A 10,949-nucleotide genomic window follows, 5' to 3' on the forward strand; every position below is an offset into this window, starting at 1 on the left:
AAACCCGTGGTTAGCGTCTCTGTTGTCGGATTCATCCCCGCGCTAAAGCACGGAGCTTTCTCCTCGATTCTCCGTAAACGGTGAGACAGGGCAACCCCACGGTCTGTGAGGTGCACGAGGAGAGCACGCCCCCGCTGGAGTCCTAACGCATTACACGACTGAACGACTGGTTCGTTCTCTGAGGTGAGGAGACATCACCCGTGACCGGGAAGCGGTTCCACATCCGAGGACCCATCCGATCCCGTCGTCTCGGGGTCCCACCGACAGGTCACGGCGTAGTGGTCGTCGATCGGGGTCGTCTCTGCAGTGACGGCCGTTTCGAGGCCGGCGGCCAGGCCGACCGCGAGCGTCGAGGGAACCGGTTCGTCGAAGTTCGTACCGTCGCCGAAGGCGTCCCCGAACACCTCGACCGTCGCCCGTCCGTCGGACGGGCGCACGTCCGTCTCGACCGCGTCGACGAGTTCGAACGTCTCGACGAACGCCTCGCCGAGCGTCTCGACGAGCGTCGTCGGGTTGTCCAGCGCCGGTTCCGTCGCGCTCCGGACCACTTCTCGGTACAGGGATGCGCCGGTCGGCGTCAGCGCCAGCCCCCGTGCGTCCTCGTCGGCCGGGACGACCAGCGTCGACGTGAGATCGTCGCCGGTCGGCAGGTCGTAGTCCCGTCGTTCGGGGACGAACAGCCGAGCGGGCTCGGGACCGTCGACCGGAACGTACACACGGTCGTCCTGCAAGCCGAGTTCGGCCGCGAGTGCGGCTTCGTTGCCGGAGAGGGCCGAGAACACGCGCTCGCCGACGTCGGCCGAGACGAGGCGCTCGGGTGTCAGATAGCGCGTGAGCACGGCGCCGAAGATCCCGATCGCGCCGACGACGATCAGGACGTTCCTGACCGCGGGAAGCGCCGCCCCTGCCGCGACGGCAAGCACGCCGATCGCCCCGAGCGCGAGCGCCGCGCGCCGGTACTCGTTCCGGCGTCGTCTGGCGTACTCATCACGGAGCCGGCGGTTCTCCTCTTCGAGGCGCTCGATCCGTGTCCGCAGTTCGGCTTCCGATTCCTCGCTCGAGACCGTTCGACCCTGGCCGTTCTGTCGGCGGCTCTCCGCGATGTCGCTGCTCATCGACCCCCTCCGGGCGACTCCTCGGCGACGAGACGGAGCACGACGAGCTCGACTCGATGGACCCCGTACACGCCGAGCGCACCGACCGTGATCACCGCGAGCGCGATTACCCACAGGTCGTCCGTTCCCGTCGCGACGAGCGTGACGACGCCCCCGGCCCCGATCGCGGTGAGCCACGCGATCACGGCGTCCCGGCCGTGGGCTCGTCCGGCCAGCGGCGCGGCCAGCAGCGGAGCGAGCCCGACTTCCAGCCAGACGAGATCGAGCGCCGAAAGCTCAGAAACGACAGCCGCCGCCAGCACGTGCGTCACGAGGATACCGACCGCGGGGCCGAACACGACCGCCGTGACGACGGCGAAGAGGCCGACAACCGCCGCCAGCGGTGTCGCGAGGCGGCCGAACGCGAGTGGGACCGTCACGGCGGCGGCTACCGTCGGAAGGGTGGTTCGGGTAGCGATCCCCCTCAGGACAGCGTGCATACCGTGTGATCGCGTTCCGTCGTGTTTAGAGTGTCTCTTCACGAACCGGTCGAGCAACCGACCCGATCGGCAGCCATCGACATCGTCGCCGGGGGCGCCCGGTCCGCTCGGAACACCTGTGAGGCTGAGGTCGGGTCCTACCGCCGGCGAGCCGAGAGGAGACGGTCCAATCGATCGCCGGGGCCGACCTCGAAGGCGGTCGTCCGAGGCAGACCGTCGAGAGCACGCCTGAAGCTCTCGAAGCCGACGTACCGTTCGTATCGCCGTTCGAAATCCGATGTGTCGCCCGTGTCGAACAGCACGCGGGGAGCGAGGAAGACGAACGCGTATCCGCCGTCGCGGGTCGCGAGCCGGACTGTTTCCCGGAGCTGTTCGCGCTCGCCGTCGTCGGTCACGATGACGGTCAGCGTCGTTCCCCCGGCGGTCGCGCGAAGCCGCTGGACGGCGCCGAACAGAGGATCGCCCTTCAGCCGCTGGACGTACGTGACGCGGGCGTCGAAGAACGGCCGCAGTCGCGTCGCGAACGGTGAGTCGGCGCCCTCCAGCCGGTCCCGTTTGACGGCCGCCACCGCCGGCCTGACCAGTGCCCGGTGACCCGGGTTGCTCTCGGCGTCGCCGTTCGACGGGGCACCGGCTACCGCCGGAGGCGTGAGCGCCTCCCTGCCGCTCTCTATCGTTTTCCGGGCTCCTCGTGACCGGTCAGTCGGCGTGAGATCGCGGAGATGTGTTCGGATCCGGTCGTATCCCGTGGCGGTACTGGCGGCCGAAAACCGCCCGGTGACCCCCTCGTCACCGACCGTCCAACAGCCCAGCGGGTCCGAGAGGGCCTCGGCCCCGTCGGCGAATCCGAGGGCGATCTCCCGGAGATACGCGAACAGCGTTGCCCCAGCCGGCCCACGATCCGTTCGGGATCGATGATCGACCACCAGCATCGTTCGGCGGTCAGTTTCGGCCTCGAACTCCCGCACGTACAGTTCCTTGTGTCGGGCGGTTGCCTTCCAGTCGATCCGATCCGCGGCATCGCCGGGTCGATACTGTCGCAACTCCTCCGGGGTGAGCCCCCCTTGCCCTCGACTCGTCGGGTGTTCCCCGTACGAGAGCGCGAGGGGCTCTCCGCCCTGGCCGACGTGGAGGTCGGACGGCGTCCGCGGTTCGGCCCGAATCGTCGGCGTGGTGCCTCGGGGGAGCGTCTCCGTGAACAGGCCGTCCGCCGGGTCCACCTCGACGTCCGGCGAGGGAAACGCGAACTCGCCGGCCGTGGGAAACGAGACACTGAACGTCGTCGCAGCCTCCTGTTCTCCCTCGGCGACGCGGACGGTCCGGTCGGAGAGGTCTGCCCCGGTCGCCCCCGTCGGGAGTCGGACCGTCACCATACACGGTGCGGGTGCCGGGGCCGAAAGCCGAACGGAGACGGTGAGACGGGAATCCTCGTCAACGGTCACCACACGCCGCGCCGTCGTCACATCGACGGTGAGCGTCTCGTCGACGGCGCGAAATATCCGAAGCGCGGCCGCCTGCCGGCCGACGAACCAGGCGGTCAACGATATGCCGGCGGCGAGAAGCACAGGCCGCTCGGCGAGTACGCCGAGCGTCACGACGGCACCGCCCATCGCGAGGACGCCCCATGCACGCCGCCGGAAGTCCATATCTCACGCGAGCGTCGGTTGACATATGAGTGTTCCCTTCACCGATGATTGCGGTCAGTTCTCTCGCGTCACGGTGAGAATACAACGACAGCATATATTTTACATGAATTATATATGGTGGTTGATGGGTGAATCCCTCGACTCACGGTTCTTCGAAGAGATGGTGGAAGCGGTCGGCGTCGGAATCGCGATATACGGTGATGACGGTCGATTCATCTACGTGAACGACGCGTACGCCAACCTGTTCGATGTCACGGTGGAAACGCTGACGGGTGTGTCCGTGTGGGACGTGGCAACCGAGTTCGAGGCCGAGCGGTTCGACGAGTACTGGGCGTCGTTCGCCGAATCGGAAACGAGAACGGCCGAGACGACACAGGAGTTCAATGGCGTCCGTGTCCCAGTAGCGACAGTCACGACGCGGCGACGGATCGACGGAACTCCCTACCACTTCGGGACGATCACCGACATTTCCGAGCGCAAACAGCGTGAACGCGACCTGCAGCGACAGAACGAACGGCTCGACTCGTTCGCCGGCGTCGTGTCACACGACCTCCGGAATCCACTTAACGTGGCTCAGGGATATCTCGATATCATCAAGGAGGACGTCGACGGCGACGAGGTCGCGCTCATCGAGAGCGCCCTCGATCGGATGGAGATCCTCATCACGGACCTGTTGACGCTCGCGAGAGGTGGCGATGATATCGATGACCTTGCGCCTGTCGACCTCGGAGCGGCCGCGACCGACGCATGGGATAGCGTAGAGACGGGGTCGGCCACGCTGGACTCGGAGGAATCGACCGACGCGACCGTGACGGCCGACCGGCGTCGACTGCAACAACTCCTCGAGAACCTCTTTCGAAACGCTATCGAACACGGCGGTGAGGACGTGACCGTGACGGTCGGAGTATGCGCCGACCGGTCGGGGTTCTTCGTCGCCGACACCGGCCCCGGGATCGATCCGGATATGACCGAGGAGCTGTTCGAACCCGGGCGGACGACAAAGTCGGACGGGACCGGATTCGGCCTCGCTATCGCCTCCGAGATCGCACAGGCACACGGCTGGGAGATCTCCGCCACCGAAAGCGAATCGGGAGGCGCTCGTTTCGAGTTCAGCGGAGTTTCGTTTTCGTAGTCGGTGGTAGATACATTACCATGTTCCGAGATGTTTTGGTATTTCTTGCCGTAGACGGCGAGACGTCCACGAATGGAAGCTTGTGGTTTGGCGGCCTACACCGCTCGATATAAATGCAGCGGGCGGTTGCTAACGGCCGTGCGCTGGTCCCCGACCTGTCGCGTGGTCTTGGCGTGCCTGCTCGTCATCGGGGCCGCCAGCGGCGTCGGACTCGCGGACGGTCGCGACCGTTCGCTCGGCTCCGAGATTGAGGGGGAGACAGTTCTAGAGCAGGATAGCGCGCAGGCACAGCAGAACAATTCGACGACGCAACACGAGGACCCGGAAACGGTCGACGAGGCGGGGGACACACAGCGGGTCCGGTCGTATCTGATCGCCTCGATGGCCCGCCAGTTGCAAGGGAGCACGGTCAACCTGAGCCAGGGCGAGTACGAACGGGCCCGAACGCTGGTGGGCGAGCAGTACCGCGAGGATCTCGGGAAGTACGTCGATGTCGCGGGCGACACGGAGGAAAGCGCGACGACACGGACGCTCAGCCGGACGCAAGAGCGGCAACGTCGGTACATCAACCGGACGCAGTCGTATCGCGAAACTAAAGCGGAGTATCAGGAGGCCGTCGAGGAGGGCAACGAGACGCGTGCACGCGAACTCGCACGGGAACTAGCCCGGACAGCCCAGCGCGTCAACGAGTCCGGCTCCGAACTCGTCGCCTCGTACAACGCGCTCGAAAACCGAACCGGGGTGGATCTGTCGGAGGAGGAAGCGATCATCGAAGCGACTACGCGCAACATCACCGCGGATGCGGCCACGATCACGCGGATGCGATTCACGCGGACACGGCTGTCGCTGTCGATCTCAAACCGCTCGGTGTCGTTTCTGGACCCCGCGATCCTGTCGGGGCAGATCGTGACCGAGAACGGAACGCCGTTGGCGAACCGGCAACTGACGGTGTCGATCGACGGGACGACGACGAGGGTCGACACGAACGCCTCGGGCGTGTTCACGACGCAGTATCGGCCGACACGGACTCCGATCGACCGCGACCGGCTCGCCGTCAGCTATGAGCCGGCGAACGGTACGGTGTACCTCGGAAGCAACGCGTCGGTTCCGGTCGACATTCAACAGGTGACCGCCCGGACGACGCTCTCCGGGCCGGATACGGTCGCCTACGGCGATACCGTGACCGTCAGCGGCCGTATCGCGGCCGAAGGCGTCCCGGTCGCGGGCGTCCCGGTTCGGGTCGTCCTCGGTGATGTCGTGCTCGGGACCGTTCGGACGAACGCGTCGGGCGGTTACACTGTGGTGACAAGCCTCCCTGCGAGCGTTCTCCCGGGATCACGCTCGCTCACCGCGGCTCTCGCGCTGTCCGAGCGAGCGGTGACGAGTCCGCCGGTCTCCGGGTCGACAACAGTCGTGTCCACGCCGACGCGCCTGCGGGTGAACACGTCGTCGACAGGGTCCGGAGCGGGACGGGTCTCCGGTCGCCTCGAAACGGTCGAGGGCGTTGCCGTCCCCGAGCAGTCGGTCGAGCTTCGGGTGAACGGGAGTATCGTCGCGACCGTCGAGACCGATGAGGCCGGACGATTCGCCGCGACGCTCGACCGTGCGTCGGTCCCCGCCGCCTCGACGGTGACTGTCGCCGCCGTGTTCGACGGCACAGGGACCAATCTAGAGTCGGCGACGGCGGAGTCGACGCTCTCGTTTGCAGCCGGGACCGGTTCGGACGGACCGGGGTCGAACGGTAACGCGGAAGCATCCGAAGGGAGCATAGGTGGAACCGGCCCAACCGGTGTCGTCGGACTCCCGGGAATGGTCCTCGGCGTTTCACCGGCGGTGCTCCTGGTCGGTCTCGGGTTGCTCACCGTCGCGAGTCTCGGCGCCGCCGTCGTCCTCCTTCGAAACGGGGGCGCGTCGACCGACTCCACAGCCGCATCGACCGAGGAGCCCGTCTCCGAGGCCTCGTCCGACGACGACCCGACGGCGGAGGAGTCACCGTTGGCCGACGCCGAGCGCCATCTCGAGAACGACCCATCGGTCGCCGTCGAACTTGCGTTCGCGACTATCAGAGACGAGCTCGAGGATCGGTTCGAGGTCCCCGCCGCCGCCACCCATCGGGAGTTCGCCCGCGGGTGCCGCTCGGGTGGACTCCCCGAGTCCGCGGCGGATACACTCGACGACCTCACCGACGTCTACGAGCGAGCGGCGTTCAGTCCGGTCGATATCGCCTCGGAAGACGCACGGGCTGCACTCGAGAACGCACGGTCGCTCTTGAAGTGATCTGGTTGTGAAATATAATATATTAAATACTTTCAGTAGGCGGTTTCTAACCGCAGTCGAGAATCCCCAGCCTCAGGGTGGAGAGAGTGTCAATCTCAACAGAAGTCTCGCTCGCACCGTTGTCAACTGGAGGTTAACAACACGCCTTTTCCCGATGAGTTGTATCTTCGATAATCATTCAATCCGGAAATCATTTGTGTGCTGATGTGAATGATGGCATGATGGAACTCCCCCCTCCAGGCGAGCTTTCGAGTCCCATCGCCGAGGTCCGCAACAGGGCGACAGCGGTCCTAGTGTGTGCGCCGGTGCTCGATCGCGGCGAGCGGTGTGTGTGTCGATCGCTCCTCGTCGACGAGGGCGAGGAAGCGTGGTACGCACGGCTCTCGTTTCGTCGGTCGGTGAGCGATCAGCTCTCGGAATTCCGTCGGTACGGCCACGTCCTTCCGGAGGGGGCGATCTTCGTGCAGGTCCGTGGCGGGATCGAGCGGGTCCGCGACCCGGCCGACCGCGTCCCCGACGACCTGTCCGTCGTCGTGCGGACCGTCACCGACCCCGGCAGTATCTCTCGGCTCGGCGTCGCGTTGACCGACCTGGAGCGGACCCATACGAACGAGGGAGACCGGCTGCACGTGTGTGTCGACTCGCTCACCGCGTTGCTCCAGTACGCGGAGCTCGAACAAGTGGTCCAGTTCGTTCAGGTCGCGAACGAGTTCACGCGGGCGACCGGCGGGGACATACACTACCACCTCGACCCGAACGCACACGACACGGAAACCGTCGCGACGATCCGGCATCTCGTCGATACGGTCGTTCACGTCGACGAGTCGGGACACGTCGACATCCAGTAAGTGCGGGTCGTCTCCAGCATCGCACTGTATACATAACCCCAGTCAGGCCGCTCCCGGTGGATGGTGATCCGTCGGAGGAATTCTCGGTCGCTTCCGGCCCGACGAGACCGACCCGCTTTTTGGCGGCGATGCCGGTGGTAGAGTATGGGTACCGACTTCGGGTGGTGGCGCCTGCTCCCGCGCCCGCTGCGTCGCCTGCCCGTGGACCTCGCCGCGATCGTCTTTGCGGTCGCGTTAACGATCGTTAGCGTGTTTACACCGGTCGTTAACGAGACGCCCCTCCGCGTGATCGTCGGACTCCCGTTCGTGTTGTTCGTCCCCGGCTACGCGTTGATCGCCGCGCTGTTTCCCGAAGCCGGCGAGCGACCGGCTGACGCGGAGGCCGACGGACCCGACGTCGATACCGACGAAGCGGTCGCTGACGGCGACCGCTCCGGGATCGACGGGATCGAACGGGTCGCGCTGTCGTTCGGTACCAGCATCGCGGTCGTTCCGCTCATTGGGCTGGTGTTGAATTTCACACCGTTCGGGATCCGGCTAACACCGATCGTCGTCTGCGTCAGCGGGTTTACGATCGCGTTAACCGCGGTCGCGGCACAACGCCGGTGGGCACTCCCGACTGAGGAACGGTTCCGGGTTCCGTACCGCCAGTGGCTCGCGGACGCCCGCACGGAACTGTTCGAGCCTGACACGCGCACCGATGCGGCATTGAACGTGCTACTCGCGATCAGCGTGATCATCGCGGTGTCAAGCGTGGGATACGCAGTCGCCGTCCCCAAGCAGGGGGAGTCGTTCACGGAGTTCTACATCCTGACCGAGGGTGAGGACGGCGAGCTGGTCGCAGACGACTACCCGACCGAGTTCACGCGGGGTGAGCCTCGGTCTCTTGTGCTCGGCATCTCGAATCACGAACACAAGCCGGTAAACTACACGGCGGTGGTCGCGATCCAGCGGGTGGAGATACGAAACAACTCGACGACGGTCCTCGAGTCCACCAGACTTCGGGAGTGGTCGGTCCGACTCGCGGACAACGAGACGTGGCACCGCCCCCACACGGTGGCGCCGCGGATGACCGGAACGGACCTCCGGCTCACATACTTCCTGTACAAGGGAGACCCGCCCGCGACACCGACCACAGAAAACGCCTATCGCGAGCTTCACCTCTGGGTCAACGTCACCGCTCCCGACCAGCGGATGGCGTCCCCGACAGACCTCGGCGCGCACTCGTGAGTCGTTGGTCAGGTAGCCTGATCAGGTGTCGAGGTGTCGGTACGCCGGCGGCTCGCTCCGCCAGCCCGTGATCGACCGATCCTGATCGACTAGTTTCAACTCTGCGTATGATGCTAACAAAACAACATATAAATTAGGGGCATGTCATGTGGTTTCATACCATGTGAGAGCAGGGATGGGCGACGATCGTTGCGGTACTCGTCGTCGTCTCAGTGATACCGGGCGGCGCGGTCGGGGGTGCAGAGACATCGACAACGGACGCTGCATCGAGTGTCACCGGCGAGGTGACGTACGCGGACGGATCGGCCGCGAGCGGATGGAAGGTGCTCGCGGGCACCGACGGCGACTTCGTCACGACGAGGACGAACGCCAGCGGTGCGTTCGCGCTGAACACGAGCGAGGACGCTGTCTACGACGTCTGGTACCACAATACAACGCGTCGAAGCGTACGGCGGAATAACTTCCCGCGTGACGGCCGGCCGGACGTGTTCGCGCTCGGCGAGGTGAACACGAGCGCCGGCGAGGACGTGGGAGCGATACAGGTGCCGAACGCGTCCCTATTACACGTTCAGGTACTGGACGAGAGCGGCACACCGGTATCGAACGCCCATGTGCGGTTCTATCACGTTCGGAACGGGGCCCGGGCGCCCATCGAGGCGAGCACTGACGGCGACGGATACGCCGTCCTCGACGCGAACGATGTCCGCGGCATCGAGTTGACATCCTCCCCGCGCTAAAGCGCGAGGATTCCCCGAAGGGGATATTCAGGTTGCGCGTTTCCTCGGGCCTCAAGGACGCTTTCGCGTGGGCCGTCAACGGTCGCCGTCCAGTTGTGACCAAGGACGTGCGTTCCAGCGCGTGTAGCCCTGTCAATGGGGCCTTCCTCCCCGCATACAGCGGGCGTCAACGACGACTGGCTATTCAACCAGCGAGGTAGCACGGTTCGCGTCAGCCGAACTGCTACGCCGTGCATGGTTCACCCTCTCGTTGTGCGATATTTTCCGAAGCGTTCAGGTCGGCGTGGCGTCCACGGTCACACTCCGGACACGAGAAGTGGTCGCCATCACGGATCCCGATCGAACCACACGCCGAACACTCCTGACTCGTACGGTACGCATCGACCGTCTCGACGCGAATACCAGCGCGCTCGGCTTTGTACGTGATGAACTGTTGGAGTTGGTGGAAATGCCACGAGTGAACGCCTGACCACGAACTGTTCTCGCGGATGCCTTCGAGGTCTTCCATCCGAATGACAGGGTTCTCGAATTGTTCCGCGAACGTGATGAGACGACGGGAGAGTTTGTGATTCAGGTCTTTGATTCGCCGTCGTTCTTTGTCACCCACGCGGTTACGTGCGCGAAGCGCACCCGCTTCCGATAGCGAATCGCGTAGGGAACGATATTTGCGCCGAACGTACTTCGCCTCACCACCAGACACCAGCATCGACTCACCCTCACCGTAGGCCGTCGCAGCGAGGATATGTCGTTCACCAATATCGACGCCGATGGGCGTTTCACCCGACGTGTCGGTGTCGTATTCGACGTTGAACGTACAGTACCAGTCGTCTCCGCGACGGTAGACCTGTAGGCGAGTCTTGTCGGCGTCACCTTCGACCAATTGGTCTACGGGGTCGGCAATGTCGTCGTACACTTCGATAGGAGTGTACCACCATTGGGAGACGCACGGAAAGCCAACGACGACCGTGCCATTCTCGGTCGTGTCGAGTTCCCAATTCTGGTTGTTGACGGCGAACGGTTGACTCTCTCGGTAGCGAACCTCTCCGTCCGTGCTGTGGTCGGATTTGGCCTCTCGAATGGCTTGGTTCTGGATAGCAGAGTAGAGGTCGTTGTCAATGCTGGCTGTGGTCACGGATTTGTCGAAGTCGCCGTTTTCCCATCCGTCGATACAGAATTGCTTGGTGTCACGGTAGAGGCGAGAGGCGCGTTGCCACTCTTTGCGCCGTGAGAGGGATGGGGTGTGGAACTTCGCGGTGACAGTCACCGTGACCATTACATTTGTAATTTAGCGCATCTATTTAAATATCTATTGGAATATCAGGCAGTGCTATCGTCGGTGGAATGTGTCGTCGTTTGTCGGATTCATCCCCGCCCTGAAGGGCGGGGCTTTCTCCTCACACTTCCGTAACCGGCGAGGTTCGGGTCGAGGTTCGCGGACCCGACGGCTACGGGAAGAACTTCTCGACGATCACCGTCTCTGCCGAC

At 64.4% G+C, this 10,949-nt stretch carries 9 protein-coding genes; 5 read left to right on the top strand and 4 right to left on the bottom strand.

Going from position 1 to position 10,949, the window contains the following annotated elements; genetic code table 11:
- Positions 1 to 194: 194 nt before the first annotated feature.
- From ACQUQ1_RS17020 to ACQUQ1_RS17030, 3 genes are all read right to left on the bottom strand, one after another.
- The gene (locus ACQUQ1_RS17020; RefSeq protein ID WP_435065499.1) at positions 195 to 1,115 is read right to left on the bottom strand and encodes a hypothetical protein; all 921 of its coding nucleotides are present in this window, start codon (positions 1,113 to 1,115) and stop codon (positions 195 to 197) included.
- A complete protein-coding gene (locus ACQUQ1_RS17025; RefSeq protein ID WP_435065500.1) occupies positions 1,112 to 1,594 on the bottom strand; it encodes a hypothetical protein in 483 nt (160 codons plus the stop codon). Before ACQUQ1_RS17025 ends, ACQUQ1_RS17020 begins: the two co-directional genes overlap by 4 nt.
- 137 nt (positions 1,595 to 1,731) lie before the next feature.
- Positions 1,732 to 3,240: a DUF58 domain-containing protein gene (locus tag ACQUQ1_RS17030; RefSeq protein WP_435065501.1), complete on the bottom strand. Its 1,509-nt coding sequence runs from the start codon at positions 3,238 to 3,240 to the stop codon at positions 1,732 to 1,734.
- 124 nt (positions 3,241 to 3,364) lie between these two features.
- Between ACQUQ1_RS17030 and ACQUQ1_RS17035 the strand changes: the two genes are divergently transcribed.
- The 5 genes from ACQUQ1_RS17035 to ACQUQ1_RS17055 all read left to right on the top strand — a co-directional run bounded on the left by ACQUQ1_RS17035 (position 3,365) and on the right by ACQUQ1_RS17055 (position 9,464).
- Positions 3,365 to 4,372 (top strand): sensor histidine kinase, encoded by a 1,008-nt coding sequence (locus ACQUQ1_RS17035; RefSeq protein ID WP_435065502.1) that lies wholly within the window; start codon positions 3,365 to 3,367, stop codon positions 4,370 to 4,372.
- A 162-nt stretch (positions 4,373 to 4,534) separates the two neighbouring features.
- The gene (locus ACQUQ1_RS17040) at positions 4,535 to 6,649 is read left to right on the top strand and encodes a hypothetical protein (RefSeq protein WP_435065503.1); all 2,115 of its coding nucleotides are present in this window, start codon (positions 4,535 to 4,537) and stop codon (positions 6,647 to 6,649) included.
- 221 nt (positions 6,650 to 6,870) lie between these two features.
- Positions 6,871 to 7,497: a DUF7504 family protein gene (locus ACQUQ1_RS17045; protein ID WP_435065504.1), complete on the top strand. Its 627-nt coding sequence runs from the start codon at positions 6,871 to 6,873 to the stop codon at positions 7,495 to 7,497.
- Positions 7,498 to 7,641: 144 nt separating this feature from the next.
- Complete coding sequence (locus tag ACQUQ1_RS17050; RefSeq protein ID WP_435065505.1) at positions 7,642 to 8,727, top strand: DUF1616 domain-containing protein; 1,086 nt, start codon at positions 7,642 to 7,644, stop codon at positions 8,725 to 8,727.
- A 212-nt stretch (positions 8,728 to 8,939) separates the two neighbouring features.
- Positions 8,940 to 9,464, top strand: a complete 525-nt coding sequence (locus tag ACQUQ1_RS17055) for a hypothetical protein (protein WP_435065506.1) — start codon at positions 8,940 to 8,942, stop codon at positions 9,462 to 9,464.
- Positions 9,465 to 9,687: 223 nt separating this feature from the next.
- Here the strand turns inward: ACQUQ1_RS17055 and ACQUQ1_RS17060 are convergent, their stop codons facing one another.
- Positions 9,688 to 10,737 carry an RNA-guided endonuclease InsQ/TnpB family protein gene (locus ACQUQ1_RS17060; RefSeq protein WP_435065507.1) on the bottom strand — a complete coding sequence of 350 codons (1,050 nt, stop codon included), beginning with the start codon at positions 10,735 to 10,737 and terminating at the stop codon, positions 9,688 to 9,690.
- Positions 10,738 to 10,949: the final 212 nt, after the last annotated feature.

This window comes from Halobaculum sp. EA56 (genome assembly GCF_051195075.1).
In the GTDB taxonomy this organism is placed as follows: Archaea; Halobacteriota; Halobacteria; order Halobacteriales; family Haloferacaceae; genus Halobaculum.

Excerpts from the sequence above, each read along its gene's own strand:
- ACQUQ1_RS17020 (WP_435065499.1), bottom strand. The coding sequence starts at position 1,115 with ATGAGCAGCGACATCGCGGAGAGCCGCCGACAGAACGGCCAGGGTCGA.
- ACQUQ1_RS17025 (WP_435065500.1), bottom strand. The coding sequence starts at position 1,594 with ATGCACGCTGTCCTGAGGGGGATCGCTACCCGAACCACCCTTCCGACG.
- ACQUQ1_RS17030 (WP_435065501.1), bottom strand. The coding sequence starts at position 3,240 with ATGGACTTCCGGCGGCGTGCATGGGGCGTCCTCGCGATGGGCGGTGCC.
- ACQUQ1_RS17035 (WP_435065502.1), top strand. The coding sequence starts at position 3,365 with ATGGGTGAATCCCTCGACTCACGGTTCTTCGAAGAGATGGTGGAAGCG.
- ACQUQ1_RS17045 (WP_435065504.1), top strand. The coding sequence starts at position 6,871 with ATGGAACTCCCCCCTCCAGGCGAGCTTTCGAGTCCCATCGCCGAGGTC.
- ACQUQ1_RS17050 (WP_435065505.1), top strand. The coding sequence starts at position 7,642 with ATGGGTACCGACTTCGGGTGGTGGCGCCTGCTCCCGCGCCCGCTGCGT.
- ACQUQ1_RS17060 (WP_435065507.1), bottom strand. The coding sequence starts at position 10,737 with ATGGTCACGGTGACTGTCACCGCGAAGTTCCACACCCCATCCCTCTCA.